Annotated in this window: 7 protein-coding genes; 2 read left to right on the top strand and 5 right to left on the bottom strand. The window is 44.0% G+C overall.

Going from position 1 to position 16,952, the window contains the following annotated elements; translation table 11 throughout:
- Positions 1-128 precede the first annotated feature (128 nt).
- From H8B06_RS10215 to H8B06_RS10195, 5 genes are read right to left on the bottom strand one after another with little or no spacing between them, the layout of a single operon-like run.
- Positions 129-3,623, bottom strand: a complete 3,495-nt coding sequence (locus H8B06_RS10215; RefSeq protein ID WP_190994173.1) for a malectin domain-containing carbohydrate-binding protein — start codon at positions 3,621-3,623, stop codon at positions 129-131.
- An 18-nt stretch (positions 3,624-3,641) separates the two neighbouring features.
- Positions 3,642-6,434 (bottom strand): glycoside hydrolase family 95 protein, encoded by a 2,793-nt coding sequence (locus H8B06_RS10210; protein WP_190994172.1) that lies wholly within the window; start codon positions 6,432-6,434, stop codon positions 3,642-3,644.
- 4 nt (positions 6,435-6,438) lie between these two features.
- Positions 6,439-8,022 carry a glycoside hydrolase family 28 protein gene (locus H8B06_RS10205; RefSeq protein ID WP_190994171.1) on the bottom strand — a complete coding sequence of 528 codons (1,584 nt, stop codon included), beginning with the start codon at positions 8,020-8,022 and terminating at the stop codon, positions 6,439-6,441.
- On the bottom strand, positions 8,019-9,557 hold the full coding sequence (locus tag H8B06_RS10200; RefSeq protein ID WP_223857602.1) for an MGH1-like glycoside hydrolase domain-containing protein: 1,539 nt from the start codon (positions 9,555-9,557) through the stop codon (positions 8,019-8,021). The genes H8B06_RS10205 and H8B06_RS10200 overlap by 4 nt, the downstream gene beginning before the upstream one ends.
- Before the next feature lie 10 nt (positions 9,558-9,567).
- Positions 9,568-12,318, bottom strand: coding sequence for an alpha-d-galacturonidase (locus H8B06_RS10195; RefSeq protein WP_190994170.1), 2,751 nt, complete (start codon positions 12,316-12,318; stop codon positions 9,568-9,570).
- Between the two features lie 328 nt (positions 12,319-12,646).
- Between H8B06_RS10195 and H8B06_RS10190 the strand changes: the two genes are divergently transcribed.
- Positions 12,647-13,243: a hypothetical protein gene (locus H8B06_RS10190; RefSeq protein WP_190994169.1), complete on the top strand. Its 597-nt coding sequence runs from the start codon at positions 12,647-12,649 to the stop codon at positions 13,241-13,243.
- Between the two features lie 433 nt (positions 13,244-13,676).
- A complete protein-coding gene (locus H8B06_RS10185; protein WP_223857601.1) occupies positions 13,677-16,922 on the top strand; it encodes a SusC/RagA family TonB-linked outer membrane protein in 3,246 nt (1,081 codons plus the stop codon).
- The last annotated feature ends 30 nt before the right edge of the window (positions 16,923-16,952 follow it).

Below are 16,952 nucleotides of genomic sequence, written 5' to 3'. Positions count from 1 at the left end.
CTTAACATTAAATGCCGCATCCGGATGTTTTACAATTGTACAAACTCATCTTTAGTACTATCCCAAATGTAAAACATCCGAAGCGGCGATTTTTTGCGTACTTTTTTCTAAAAAAAGTACAATAAAAACTATTTCACCTCTACAGCATCAATATAAATATCCTTCGCGTCAATTGACGTTATCCGAACACGATACGTTCCCGCATTAATCATGGTGCCGGTATCCGTGTCGATATAATTCCATTTACCTTCTCGCGTGGGTTCCAAACGTACGGTTTCTGCTGGTTTCAACACGACATCGTCCATCGTGATCAACTCTATCATAGCTTCTTTCGTTTCTTTAGACGCATTATGATACTTTAACATAAGCGCATATACATCAGCAACACCCACTTTTATTTCAAACTCCATCCAACCTTCGTTGTCAGTATATTGCAGTCGATCCCCTTTCTGGAAATCCACTTTCTTCATATTTCTGTAGTTTGAGACTTGATTTGCTTTGTAGCTTGCCGACTCTTTCAGGTCAAATGCTGGTTGCAAGCCGCTCTGCTGTTGGAACACCACAAGATCGGCGCTTATATCTTTAGGTAGATACCATTCTGCTCCGCTATCTAATACCTTACGATATACCTGATAATAGGTACCTTTATTATTCATGACCGAGTCTCCCATAAATTCGTATCCGGGCTGCGCCACATTCGAGAGAAGATAAAAGTTTGTCAGGCGACGGAAGACTAAGGTTAGATCTTCATTGGTATCGTCCAACGAAAAATAGTCTGATCCATATAGGTAGCCGGGTAATTTGTAGAAAGACAGTTGCTTTACCGAATCGTACGTCTGACCAATATCCATCCAACGTTCAATCTTAGGACTTGTTCCGGATTTGACCTCCAGGTTGAAATGGTTGAATTTCTGATCATTTTCAAGCTGTGCATCCGCTGAAGCAATAGCAATACCTTGAATAATGGCCTGTCCAGCTGCTACATGAGGAAAATGAATTTTCAGCTCTCCGCCTTGCACCACTACTTCATAGACCCGTTTCAGTGCAGTATCGTGCCCTACTTCTTTCCATATATCGATATTTTTCTCTTGGATAACCTCGTTGATCGCGACATCAAACAGTCGCATCGCGGTACCATCTTTCAATCCGGCACCACCTACCCAGGGTTCGGCAAAGTACAATTCTACACGATACGTTCCGTCAGGGACGTCAAAACGATAAGCTAATTGATCCAGGCCATAACGAAATGTTTGGAATAAGGTCCAATCGGCCACCCCTTTAATGGGGTCGAAGACACGACGTTGGCTGGCAAAAGTGGAAGAGATATCGTCAAAGTTATCGGCCCAGGATACCGATCCCCAACCTGCTTCCGTGGTGTAGGGCTGATCGGCCATCCAATATTGGTCAAATGTATCCGTGTAGTCAGATCCCCCACTATTTACCCTATATAGGTAGTGAAGACCTTTTTTACCTTTTAATAATGTAGACCCCGTATCACGCATCTGTTCGAAATTTGGACTCTGCGGTAAGTTGAACAGGATAATAGTATCCCGAACCACCGTTTCCCCATCATTCCTTCCTTCTGCATAGAGTACATTATATTGGATATCCACCCCATTAAATTCGAAGGGTTTACCAAACCCTGGATGCTTTTGCACGCCTAAGGAAATATTTTCCAGATCATTGAAGAGTTCCACTTCTTCACAGTTGGAGAAGATACGAATCGCATCTTTCACGCCCGGTTCCAACCAACGGTTAGGCCAGGTATGGGATGCGATATGCACCATGGGGTCATTCTTTTTATCGCTATAATGCGCCCGGTACATATAATAGGCGTCCGTAGGTTCACCCCAAGGGGTCAACAGTCCTTTATAGTTGACCGGACCGATCTTATCGAGGTCACGAAGCCCCTCTCCTCCCTGTATGCGACCGGGATTATCGTGGGAGTTCCACAACCACTGATAGTGGCCGATAACCTCGTTTTTCACGGAGTCTGCCAAGCGCAATTTGGTCTCGAGAATCTCGGTGAAACGTGCTTCGCTATAGACCGGATGATTTGGGAGATAGGGAGGCTCGGCGTGCAACTCCAAAGTACGCCATGCGCCATATTCCCCCACCAATAGTTGGCGTTTTAAATCTTCTCCGTAAGTATGGTGATCTCCTCCATAGGTTCCTGTCCAATTCTGTGGCACATCCCAGTCCGTACCGCTGCCGCCATTACAGGTGGTCACTAAGCGTTGGATAGACGCTGTCGGATCAAGCGAGCGGATAATCTCCATGCATTCTCTGGCAAAATCTTCCGGTAGCGTGCTTTCGTTTTCTATCCCCCACAGAAAAACAGAGGGGCTGTTTCTACGTTCTTTTACCCAATCGCGGAGCAGATTCTTGAAATTCGACCGAAACGCTTCGTTGTCGAACCAGATATGTGCAGCCATCTGCGTCCACAGCAAGATGCCATTTTCATTCCAAAACTGCTGATAACGAAGATTGTGCGGCTGGTGGGCATCCCGGAATGAATTGAAACCCAAGGCTTTCATATCCCGAACCCGTGCGGAGATCTCTTCAGTAGTAAAAGCATGCGAACCGCCTAATTTATGTTCATATTCGGCAATACCATGGATGAACACCGGTTTCCCGTTTACAAGCAGTTGGTTTGTTCCAACCGGCTTTATCCCTTTGGGCCAGCGTATCGCGCGTATCCCATAGGGTGTTTCGATCCGATCCAATACTTTTCTACCCTCTTGTATAATCGTTTCCATCGTATACAAATAAGGATTCTCCGTATCCCACAGGTTTGGCTCCATCACTTGGATGCTCGACAGGGAAAACTCGCCCGTCGTATGTGCCTCAATTTGTTGCACATCTTTGCTGTCATATATTTTTTTACCACTTGCATCGCGCATGTTTGTCACGATGGTTAACCGTCGGACTTTAGCCGATGTATTTACAATCTCTACCGTCTGCCGTATTTCCGCGCCGGTTTCATCCGCGGTTTCATCGTTCCAATAATGTACACCAAAGGGTGTGATATTGACCTCATTCTTCACCACAAGGCTAACGGGCCGAAAGATACCCATAGGCTGCGATCCCTCGGAAAATCCACGCTCGGCCGAACCTCCCCCGTCTACCCAAGGTAAATCCCGAATCAGTGCGGGATGGTCTGCCCGAACAGCCAATAAGTTAGACCGTCCATCGGTATAGATGGCGTCGGTTACATCTAGGGTGAAAGTCGTCCGACCTCCGGCATGATATCCCACCTGTTCTCCGTTCAACCAAACCGTAGCATAAGATCCTACGCCTTCAAAAAAGAGATAAAAACGTTTTCCCTCTGGTTTCTGCTGGATTGTAAATGCTTTGCGATACCAAGCGTATCCGAATTGGTTTCCCCGGAGCAAGCGCCGATATCCACCATATTGATCCCAACTATGGGGTACATGGACCGATTTCCAATCGCCGTTCTCTACAAACGATGCTTGTTCAAACCCTTGATAACGGAGCGAGTCCTTCTCGTCCATAACAGTTTGCCAGCCTGCGTCCAACGACATCATCTGACGTGGCCCTTGCGCAAAAACGGAATGGATACCTATAAAAAAAATAGAAATATGGAGAATTATACGATGCATTAGTTATATCTTTCTTTTTTATCGCTTAACGAGATTAAGTGCTGTATCGAAGGTATATGTTTTATTCTTTTTGGTTGGGAGCTCGACGACTTGACCGTTATAGCGAAGCTTTAACGGCTTGCCTGCGTGTGATCGTACAGAGACCTGAGTCAATTTGTGCTTGTCCCAAGCAAGGTCTATTTCAAAATTACCCCGTGCCTTTAGTCCGGAGACTTTTCCCTGAGAAAGTTCTTTGGGCAACGCCGGTAAGATATCGACAAAGCCGGTATGGCTCTGGAGCAGCATCTCGCCGATACCTGCTGCACCACCAAAATTCCCATCAATCTGAAAAGGGGGATGTGCATCAAATAGGTTCGGATAAGATCCTCCGGCTTTACTAGCCGGACGCAGCAACATCTTGATCATCGTATACGTATGTTGAGCATCCTTCAACCGGGCCCAGAAATTGATCTTCCAAGCCAAACTCCAGCCAGTACCGTCATCACCGCGCATGCGCAAGGACTGTTTGGCGGCTTCCACCAACTCTGGCGTATCATCCGTGTTAATTTCATGGCCCGGGTATAAACCCCACAAATGCGACACATGTCGATGCTTATTATCAGGATCATCGATATCTTCCATCCATTCTTGCAACTGCCCGTATCGACCAATTTGGTTTGGCGCAATCTGTGGCAACATGGTTTGGATCGAGTCACGTAGCGCGGCATCTCTTCCCATTAACGTAGCGGATTCGGTAAACACGCCGAACAAGGCACGGATAATTTGGTGATCCATCGTTGGTCCTTTCACCAATCCACCGTTTTCCGGAGAATTAGAAGGTGTACTGACTAACCAACCAGTTTTTTTGTCCTTCACTAAAACATCTTTAAAGAAAAGCGTCGCTCCCTTAATGATATCATAATACTCTGCAATAATTTTGGGATCTTGATTAAATAAATAATGCTCCCAAAGGTGGGTCACCAACCAGGCACCACCAGTCGGCCATATACCATGATTGGAATTGTTGATTGGAGCGGTTCCACGCCACACATCGGTATTGTGATGCAACACCCAACCTCTTGCATTATAATATTGACGTGCTGTTTCTTCACCGGCCTCGCTCAGCTCCCGAATCATCTGAAACAATGAATTATGCAGCTCACTGAGGTTAAGCATCTCCGTTGCCCAATAATTCATCTCCAGATTAATATTGGTCGTGTACTTGCTTCCCCATGATGGCTCTAACCAAGGATTCCATAACCCCTGCAAATTGGCTGGGTGCGTTCCCTCCCGCGCGCTCGCAATTTGCAAATAACGCCCAAACTGCACGTATAATGCAACCAAATCGGGGTCTGCTGCCGATTCAAACTTTTTGAGTCTTTCGTTTGTTGGAATTGTCCGTTGCGCTTCCCCACCCAAGTCTATACGGAATCGGTTAAACAGCTTGTGGTAATCTTCTTGGTGTACCTGGAGCAGCTTGGAGAACGTCTTTTTCTTTATCTTTTGGTGATGCGCCTGCGCTGGAGCGATATAGCCTGGGACAAGTGTTTTATAGTCTCCATAATTGGTCGCACCTGTCAGATATACAGTGGCAGCATGCGCATTTTTCACGTGCAACTGCCCATCTTGTGCTGTTATTGTACCACCATCTAGTTTAACTGTTAGAAACGACGTCCCTTCCAACGCACCTCCTTTGACATGTACAGTCATCGCCAAAGTATGTGCATCTACCTTCCATATCCGATGTTTTTCATGTTTAGTTTCCATCGCCAAGTCGAAAGAAACTTGACCAGGTTTATCAGCAGTCAAGCCGATGCCGATCATATTATCTGGATAACTGGCAAAATAGGTTCGGGAAAACTGGACATCTCCTCTTTTATAGGTTACCTCGGCAAGACCTGTTTCCAAATCTAAACTGCGCTCATATTGCTGGGTTTCTCCTGTTGGAAAACGGAATTTCAAGCTACCGAAAGGTTGGTAAGATGCTTGAAATGAACCTACTTTAGGAGCCTCCGAGTCTTGGACCCAGTATTTCCATTCACCAACAATGGAGATAAACTTCCCGGCGGTATCTCTTAATCCGATCGGATTGCTCGTATCTTTGTATCCAGAGATTCCACCTTTGCCCGCTAGGTTAATCACCTGTACTGCAATTACATTCTTTCCTTTCCGAAGGATTTCTTTTGGAATCGTGTATAAACGCTTTGTTCCGTCTCCCTGTTCATGACCTATCAAATGGCCATTAACATAGGTATAATCGTACTGTCGAACCCGATTCAGATCGAGCTCCCAATCACGATGTAAATCATCGGCCGTTAACTCGAAAGTTGTCCGAAACCAAACGGCTCCGTCAAGCCCTTCCAGACCTACTTCTTCCCAACCTTCATAGGAAGGCACTAGGATAGTGGACCAACCGGTATCATCATAATCGTATGTATACGCGCCGTCCTTTTTCTTTCTCTCCGCACCTACGCTTTCCAGCCACGGACCATTGTCTTCCGTCTGGCTTTTCACACCCATGAATTCGTTCATCGCGAGTTCTTCCGCCTCGCGTTGCTTTCCCTGTTCTAACAAGAGCCGGATGGTATCCAGATACTGATGCGCTCCTTTCTTATTATAATTCCGCGGCTGACCTGTCCAAAGTGTTTCTTCATTAAATTGCACTTCTTCTAACGTATCGCCGCCGAATATCATGGCTCCCATCCGTCCATTTCCAATAGGTAAAGCTTCTTCCCATTCGCGGGCGGGCGCATTATACCAAAGCCTGTTTTGCCCCTGCACCATTATGGCACATGTTGTATAAAGAGAAAGAAAGAAAAACGTTAACCGCATATGACTATTTCTTTTGTGCTTCGATGTTGTTCGTTAAAACAACAGCTGTTGTAGAACCTACAACGGTATTTTGTACATTCATAAAATTATTCCCATGCAGATAAATTCCCTTGTTTTCATCACCAACAAGTTCTAAGAACGTGTTAGTACCTACGCTAGGGTAATTCTGTTGAATATTGGCGTGTTCTACATTCTCCAAGATTAACATGGGGTTATCTGCTTTGGGTGTATTGTTCTGTACACCAGTAATATGCAGCCCATCCACGTTTTTTACTTTGATCAAAGGTTCATTGGCCACATCGACCTGAACGTTATGAAAGGTTATGTTTTTTGCGTTGGTCACGGAAAATCCAGCGTTCGATTGCATATTAATATTGTTGAAGCTTACATTCTCGACAGGCATCTCCTCCAGTCCGAGTATCAAGCCTACACGATTCGTTGTTCCGGCCATATCGCTGATATAAACATTTTTGAACTGGGGTGTGCGTTCGGATACAGGCTCTACGTCGGTCTTAGCATATTGCGTATTCAATACGATCGCTTGATCGCGAATATTGCGCATCACGATATTACTTACCCGGATATTTTCAACCACCCCACCGCGACCGCGAGCTGTTTTTAGACGGATACCCCGATCAGTACCATCAAATATACAATTTGAAATGACGATATTCTTCACACCTCCTGACATCTCACTACCAATGACCACACCGCCATGCCCACGTAACATTGTACAATTGGTAATGGTATAGTTTTCTGCCGGGATATTGACTTTACGACCTGAGCGATCTTTACCCGATTTGATGGTGATACAATCATCTCCCACCGAGATATGGCAATTGGCAATATGCACATTGCGACAAGACTCGGGGTTAATACCATCTGTATTTGGAGACGGCGGATTGTCAATCGTTACGCCATCGATCGTCACGTTATCACAATATTGCGGGTTCACTGTCCAAAACGGAGAATTCTGTATCTTGATATCTTTGATTTGTACGTTTTCGCACCGAAGAAATTGAATAAATGGCGGGCGCAAGAAGCCGCGCTCCACCCAGCCTGGCAAATCTGGCGCCAGTACGTCTTTGTTTAACCGTTTAAATTCCGTTTGCCATTTCGTTTGCTCACCTTCTTTTTGATTTCGGATGGTTACTTCGGAATAACCCCACCATTTCTTTCCGTGACCGTCAATCAACCCACGACCAACAATAGCGATGTTTTCGAGATCTGTTCCATAAATCAATGGGGAGAAGTTGGTCACTTCCGTACCTTCCCAACGCGATTCCACCATCGGTAAATAATGGTCAAAGTCGTCACTGAAATGCAATTCTGCTCCAGCATCAATAAAAAGGGTGATGTTACTTTTAAAATGTATCGGTCCGGTAATATATTTCCCAGCAGGGAAATACACCGTTCCACCGCCCTTGTTTGCAGCAGCATCAATGGCTTTCGCAATAGCCTCCGTGTTTAACCCAGTGCTATCATTGCTTCCACCGTAGTCTAATACATTGTAGAACTGTTGTGCCTGTACGGACATCCCCATCGTGGCTACAAACAGCCATAATACAATAATTCCTTGTTTTATCATTTCAAGTTAACTTTTATCGATTTTAATTTTTTTGATTTAGCAATACGTTTGCCGTCAACGTAGACGGTCAGTCCTTTTCCTTTTCCGTACTGCGTTCCATCTACATCCCAATAGATATCCACAGATTTGTTTTTATAAGGCACCCCCTGCAGGGTAAAATATGCCCATTGTTCTTGTGGAATAAGGGGCTTCAATTCGAAACTGTTGCCGAGCTGTGGCTTAAAGCCAATAAGATCTTGAATGATAACGTCTGCAAAAGTCGAGTGATTATAGAATTTGCTACGTGGATTGTCCCCTTTCAACCAAAATCCAGTCACCTCATCTTGGTACTCGCCGATATACGCTTTACCATCCATCACATGGGATGCTGCATACTGCTGTACGGCTTCATAAAAATCAGTTTTTGTGATCTGTTTCCCGTGTTTATAGTCCGCCAGGAAATTGGCCATCCCGCGCAGGGTCTGGCTGCTGGCAAATGGCCATATCGCCCCATCCCATTCACAGCTGTGTCCAGATCCACGCGTCCGGAAGGTAGGCTCTCTGCGTTCGGCAGTCGTCAGACCCCAAGGAGCTTTAAATCCGGCGGTATCGATCACCTGCGTCCAAGCTCCAGCATAGCTTCGTTGATCCGGTACGGCATGAAAGCCCCAAGGAATAAATCCTATCGCCTCGCGAGCGGAATGCAGCTCCCCATTTTCCAAACGGGTTTTGAAGAACTGATCTTCTTTATCCCATAGGGAATCCAATAGGAGGGCTTGTAGGCGTTCGGCTTTCAAGTCGTAATTCCGTTTCAAGCTATCATTACCGGCCATCTTGGCTATAGTGGATAATGCGCGCGCGTTCGCGTACATATAGCTGTTAATGGTCGGGCGCCGATTTTCGACATGCCGGCCACCCGATACGGATTCTTCCATGCCGTCTTTGACGTCGTGTTGCCAAAACATACCGCTAGAAACCTGACGTTCCTCTTCCCATTTCAAATAATCTTTATCCAGATCCTGCAATCGATCAAGAAGGTATGTTTTATCATTATCTACCATATAATAGGCTAACAAGGCATCTGGCACCCAAGAACTGAATTGATGGAAGCGAGGTCTTTTTTCGCCTTCATCGGCATGGTACATAAAAAAGTCTACATACTCCTTCAGAAAATCGCTGTTCCGCAACCATCTCCCTTCATAGATATGATGCCCCAAAGCACAGCTGATAGAGTTGTATTTACCAGCGTGTGATACAGGCTCAATGAATTCGGTTACAATCGTTCCCAGCGGGGTTTCTTTAATGTGCTTTCGATAAGACCACCAGCGGAAATAATAGGTTTCTTCTATGGCACTGTCCGGACAGGCAAACAGCGGGATATTGTCTTCCATCCATGCTGCCGAGCTTTTGTTGTCAATCTTGTTAATAACCGCCTCGTTGTCTTGGCTATTAAATCGATCAACATAGTTTTTAAGCTTCGTGTTCAGGTCTTCCTGTGCAGCTAACGTTCCTGGCAAGAGGAACAGGAGCATACCTGCGAGTTTATTTATCGTCATTGTTATTCTATTACAGTTTAGTTTCCTCATAATAACCAAAAAGGTCGTCCATATCATCACCCTGGTTATCAACATCGGCATTGTAGGCGTGTTGAAGCTCATCATCCGCAACAAATCCAAGAATCAATGCTTCGCCCTTTGGTATTTTCAACTCGTTTTTTCCTTTGGGGAACGAATACGTGTGGATATCCAACATCGGCATATATTGTATGCGCAAGGCGTTACGGATCTTCGCTTCGGCTTGTCCATAATCGTTGGCAGAAGCATCTATTTCCAGTACAGGCTTAGGTGCAAATACTTTATCTGCATTATTAAAATACCCGACTAAAACTTTTACCTGTTGATCACTTTCAAATTCCAGTGTCGTACCGTGTAGCTTTTGTTCTTCCGAATTAATCATCACGGCTTTCATTCCTTCCAGTTCATTTGCCAGATGTGTCACCACCAGTTCCTGATCTACATGCAATTTTGCTCCTTTTTTCAAAACGGCGTATTGGACATCTGCCTTGACCGCAACTTCCTTTTCGTTAAGGAACATACGTTCTTGTTTAGGCTGACCAGTTGAAGATTCGATAGAATCTATTGCCTGCTGAAAGTTGTGCAGTTCCGTTTCGAAAACCGGCAGCATCTCCGTCCAATGTTTAAAAGTGGCATCTACGCCCCGCATAGGAATTTTACGCTGCTTCGTTTGCATGCTGTTGGCATATAGATAGCTATCCGTGGTCAACGCTGTCAGCTTTTTATAGGCGTGTACACTTTTCTCAAAATCAGGGAGTGCTTTCCGGAGGGATTCTACATCTTGCGTATATTTGTATTCCAATAGTTGAATCGCGGCCTTTACCTTGAAGCTGTAGTGTTCGGCAAGTGCCTGGTGGATATAAACATCATTGATCAAACGCTGAAACTCCGCAGGATTTTTATGCGCGGATTGCTGTATGCTTTGTATTGCCTGTACAGCCTTGTTGGCATGGGCAACAATCTCATCGGCCACACGCATGGGCGTTTCACCAATATGCTGCTCACCTTTAAACTGTTTTTCGGCATAGTCGATAATCATTTCACCTTCGGGTGCTTCTGATTCGTACAGCAAGGTGAAAAGTCCGTAACGATAGGGGTTAATCAGTTGTGTCATCAGCATACCCAACGAGGAAGTCTGTCGGTTACCGTCCGTAATACCAAAGCGCCGAAGAATCTTAGGTGATATTTCACCAACTTCGTCCAGTGCTACAAGGAGGTTCATTGCATCTTTCTCGGAGAGTCCATAATAGTCACTTAACAGCGACGACCAGTATATTTTTTCCTCCTTTTCGGGGCGGGCTGCTTTCCACGCATAACGAGCCCACGCTTTATACCAAATCCAGTCTCTTTCCACTTGTAATAAACGTTTATCTGTCTTATCTGCGGCATAGGGCCAGTCCCAATAAGATGCTTGCGGATATAGATGAAGACCGTTAGAAAAATGGATATCATGCATCGATTTAACCGATTTTTGTATAAAATCGGGTGCAGCATAACGAAACGGCTCGAGATTCGCCAGAATATGTACGTTCTGTATATGCACGGTACCGATACTTCCTAGGGTCTGATGCAATTCTGCCCATTTCCCACGCGTTTCATACGTGGTCAATGCTTCTCCATTAAATTTTGCGGAGGTATATAAATTCTGATAGATCGGTAATGCAGCTTTCATTACAGCTGGCGCATCCGTATCATGTGCCCGTAAGATAATAGGCGGTTCTAGCTCGCTATGGATGGCACGGAGACCATCTTTTACACCCGGAATAATCGTTTTTGTAAACCAATCAATATCATCTTGCCCAACACCTTCCATGGCTTCTCCTAACGTAACCAGCAGTCCAACATTGGGATATTTCTCTACAAATGCAGCAATGGATTTACGGGTATAATCTGAAATTAACGGTGTTATAACCCGGTTTCTTTCTTGTGTTTTCAGACCGTGTTTATCGGCAAAGGGCTCAGGCAACAAAATATTGTAGAACATCTGAATAACCCAGATTCCACGTTTGTTCGCTTCTTCTGTCAGAAAACGATAGATTTCTTCATTCTTTGCAAATGTTTTCTCGTCGACTTCTAGCGCATAAGGATAATCCTTTAGTTTCACCAGGGAGGAAAAGGGATGTCCGTTCCATAGATACAAACTATTGTATCGGTTTTCGAGCATCATGTCTAAATATTGTATCCAAAGTTCTTTATCATAGAACCAGGGAAACAAGTCTTCCGTATAAGGGTATTCGTATACATCACGGCCTGGTAGATATTCCGTTTTCTGCAAACCGATAGCCGTACCACGGAGCACCATCTCCGGTGCGTCCGTATAGGAAACAGGTTTATTTTCGTAAAATGCGTTTTTTAGGACTTCTTCGCAACCATAAAGCAATCCTGTTTCTTCTTTCCCTACAATAACCAACGGAGATACAGCGTCTTTTCTGTAAACAATAAACGATTCGTTGGCTTTCAGGTTTTTCAATAACGTCGCCGGCACAAACTTTTCCCAGTCCCCTGATGTCCCAAGCAGTCCGAGTATAACATCATCTTTTTGTATGGAAGCCTCTTCAAAATGAAATACGGCAGATGGCTGACCTATAGCAGCCACCATTTTATCTATTGCATATTGCAAGCGCTGTTCATTGGTTACAGCCTCTCGGGCATAGAGGACACGGAGAGGCCTGGCAATTACATCTGTCCACCCCGCCAATCCGCATAAGCAAAGCACTAAAATATACCTAAAAAAAATCTTCATCGTCTTATTTTTTATTGCGTTTAATTCCATCATTTTATAGACGGAATAATCTAAACACAAACGCCCGTCTATATGGGTTATCCAAAACAACAATTAAAAATGGTATTTTTCCTCTGTATAATTATCTTATTATTACACAATATTATCATCACAACCTTTTATAACACGTACGTTACATAGAAAAGAAGCCAAAATACTACAGTAAACACATTAAAATTAACCGCTTCCTGACGTATATTTATTTATTTTTTTTGCAAATCCCTTATTTATTTTCCAACTTTAACTTTTCCATCGAGGAGGTAATATATTTTTAGTTATTTCAAAACTTATGTTTAAAAAACTCTTGTTTTTCGCTTTTATCGTATCGTCAACTACTCTTTTCGGACAAAATAAACGGATGTTGCCGTATGCCATTCAAGAAGGAACGTTGAATGAACAATTTAATAACCTTAGTAACCTGTCCAGATCGCAGGATGTAGATTTTAAACTTATTCGAAAAACAAATCTGGAAATCATACGAAAAAATGTATTGGATTCCATCTCACTTTACCAAAAAGAAATCACCACACTCAAGGCAAATTCTTCTTCGTCTACAGGCACCATCAACACGTTGCGGGATTCGGTAACCACATTGGATGCCGCATTACAGACGGAGCAACATAAAACGAATAGCATTTCTTTTCTCGGAATCGATTTTTCAAAAGGATCGTACCATACGGTAGTGTGGAGCATTATAATCGTTTTCGTATTGGCATTCTTGGTAACACTAGCTTCTTTTAGAAAAGCAAAAGTGGATACAGACGAACACAAGAAAACGGCAGAACAACTACAGGAAGAACTACAAACATTACGCAAGAAATCGTTGGAAAAAGAACAGCAACTAAAACGACAATTGCTCGACGAACAGATGAAGCGGAATTCGTAGTCTCGTTTCTTCTACAGCTATTTTTCAATGAGCTCGCTGTTGTAGGCCAGCTTCTTAAAATGAGGTACAAAAAAATGCACCTCATTTTTTATACCCTTTTATCCCCCTTCAATCAAAATACTTTATCTTTTAATAACACCCTGTTAACATAACGCTAACACAACACACCTAATATTGCATCTGATTTCTAAAACAATCATTTTGCAATCATGTTATTACGATCAACCCCATCAAACACACCACAAAACTTTCGTTTAGCTACGATTAATAACTATTTATTTACGTTTTTCTTGTTTGAATAGTTTTTTATGTTTAACATTGTATGCGCAACCCTAGTTTTATAAACTTTATCAGAAACAATAAAAAACACATCTATTATCTTGTGAAAACAACAGACTTTCAAAACATTTTCTATGACCCTAAATCCCATAGCATGATGAAAACTTTACCCTATCCAAAAGAAAGACGCGGCTATTTAGCTTCTACAAGAAGTTGTATGCTAAAGCTATCCGCGATCTTGCTATTCGCCCCGATTGGATCGGCGGGCGCAAATAATATCGAGCGGACATACATTAGTCAACAAAGCCAGGAACAAGTGTCGGTTCAGGGAACAGTTCGTGATCGAGAAACGGGTTCGCCACTATCTGGTGTGACCATCTCTAGCCAGGGAAGGTCCTTAGGCGCAACGAACGAATCGGGTGCTTTCTCTATCCAAGTAAACCGGGGAGCGAATGTTACTTTTGCGTTAATCGGTTATAATTCCCACTCCGAACAGATTAATAATGGAGGTACACGTACAATACAGCTAACCGCCAGCTCACGCGAAGTAGAAGAAGTGGTGGTAACGGCACTCGGTATTGAACGGGAGGCCAAAGGTTTGGGGTATGCAATATCGTCTATCAAAGGAGATGAACTGACAAATGCGGTCAGTAACAATTGGAGTGACGGATTGAAAGGAAAAGTAGCTGGATTAAATCTAACACAGGCTAGTTCCGGACCGATCAATTCCACACGTATTAATTTAAGAGGCGATCGCTCACTGTCGGGGAATAACGAGGCAATGATCGTCATCGACGGTATCCCAATGGTTAACGGACAATTGAGTTCAGGCGTGAGCGATGCCTATGGTGTAGGGGGTGCCGATGTTCCAATCGATTTCGGCAACGGCCTAAGTGATATAAACCCCGATGATATCGAGTCCGTCTCGGTCCTAAAAGGAGCGGCTGCGACGGCACTATATGGAAGTCGGGCTGCCAATGGAGCATTGATCATAACGACGAAATCAGGTAAAACAAAAAAAGGACTAGGTATTAGCGTCAATTCAAACACAAGTTTTAATGATGTTTTGCGTTGGCCCGAATTTCAATACGAATATGGACAGGGTACAAACCAGCGAAATGCGGATGGCGAATTATTCTACTCTTTCCAACCATCGGAAGACGGCCCTAACACCGGTAGCACTTCCAGTGCTTTCGGACCGAAATTCGCAGGTCAATCATACTACCAATACGACCCCGCAACAGGTGAACAATCCGCCACTCGATTACCATGGGTGCCGTACAAAGATAATATCAAAGGATTTTGGAGAACAGGATTCACCGCGATGAACAGTGTCGCCATGGAAGCGGGAACAGACAAATATACCGGAAGATTTTCTTTGGGACATACCAAAAATGAATGGATTATGCCGAATACAGGGTTTGAGCGTATCGTTGTATCAGCCAACAATCGGTTTGAAGTAACGGAAAAGTTATCGGTATCATCTAGAATATCTTATACGAATAAGTTCAGCGACAATCTACCCGCAACAGGATATAACAATCAGTCGATTTCCTATTTCATGATCTTCCAAAATCCAAATATTGATCTTGACGTATATAGACCCAGATGGCAACCCGGACAGGAACAGATTCAACAGATACATCCCTTTAGCTCCTTTATTGACAACCCTTTCATTATCGCCCATGAGATGACCAATGGTTTGAAAAACCATAATATTGAAGGGAATGTGCAATTGAATTATCAATTCAATGACAAATGGGATGCCATGATCCGCTCGGGGCTAAACTACCGACAAGACTTTCGGGATATGAAGCGGCCGTGGAACACTGCCCAATTTGTTCAGGGTTACTATAAAGAGCAAGATGCCATGTGGATGGAACATAACACGGATTTTTTAGTCAATTACCGCGAACAGCTGAATGACAGGATCAAGATGACACTTGGCGCAGGAGGAAATATACGGAAAGAAGAAGGTCGCGCAAAAAGCACGTCGGCAAATGGTTTAATGCTTCCAGGTATATTTAAACTATCCAACGCGCTAAACAATTTATATGTGGAGCATGCCAAATCTGAAAAGCAAGTAAATGGTATATATGGATTAGCGAACTTCTCGTTTGATGATAAGATATTTGTTGATCTGACTGCAAGAAACGACTGGTCGTCTACCCTGCCTAAAGATAATCGTTCTTATTTCTATCCTTCTATCACGTCCAGTTTTATCCTATCGGATATTTTCCAGTTGCCACAACACATATCTTTCGCAAAACTTCGGCTGTCTTTTGCGAAAGTAGGGAACGACACCTCCCCTTATCGTCTTTACAAAGTATACAGCCAAAGTATGTTCCCCGGCTCGGTTACGCCGCCTAGCACGAGAAATAACGCCGAACTCAAGCCAGAAACCTCTAATTCCTTTGAATCAGGGATTAATTTCTCTCTATTCAAGAACAGGGTAACGGCAGACGTCAATTATTATTACAGTACGACCATCAATCAGGTGTTGCGCGTTCCGGTTGATATCACGACAGGATATAGCTACGCCTTTATCAACGGGGGTAACATTCGTAATCAAGGTGTAGAAATTATGCTAACGGGACAACCGATACGTGGTGATTTCAGTTGGACGCCGACCATCACCTGGGCGAAAAACAACAATAAAATACTAAGTCTTAGTGACGAATTTGAGCTTGAACAACAAGAGATTATGAGGAGTGGAACGGCATCTATTATTGCCGTAAAAGGAGGAACGACAGGCGACATATGGGGAGCTGGCCTGGTCAAAAATGAGGACGGTCAAACCATTTATGATGCCAACTCAGGGCATTCTGTTAGATCCCCGATAAAATATATTGGGAACGCCTATCCAGCTTGGCGCGGCGGATTCCATAATGAGTTCCGCTACAAAAACTACATGCTCAGTGCTTTAGTTGACGGTCAGTATGGCGGCATCATATACTCGCAGACGCACCATAAAATGACGGAACAGGGTAAGTTGCAACACACCTTAAAGGGGCGCGACGAAGGCTTCATCATCGGTGATGGCGTTATCCAAAATGCGGACGGCAGTTATTCACCAAACACCAAGGAAGTGCCCGTACAGTCCTATTATGCCGATTATTACCGCAGGGCAAATATTGAGACAAACAGCTTGGATGCCTCTTATCTGAAACTACGTGAGGTTCGTCTACAGTATACTTTCCCGCGCGAGATTACCGAGCGCATGCGTTTATCAGGGTTATCTGTCGCGCTTTACGGTCGAGATCTTTTGCTGATATCGAAGTTTCCTATATTTGACCCCGAGACAGCGGCTCTTAACGGATCTACCATTATGCCTGGTGTGGAAATGGGACAACTTCCCACTCCCCGTACCTTTGGTTTTAATCTAAATTTGACGCTATAATTAGGCACTACAGCATTTAAATGTATACAT

It is taken from the genome of Sphingobacterium micropteri (assembly GCF_014692515.1).
Taxonomy (GTDB): domain Bacteria; phylum Bacteroidota; class Bacteroidia; order Sphingobacteriales; family Sphingobacteriaceae; genus Sphingobacterium; species Sphingobacterium micropteri.
Note: the sequence above shows the minus strand (reverse complement) of the source record. Positions and strands in the feature narration are given on the sequence as shown.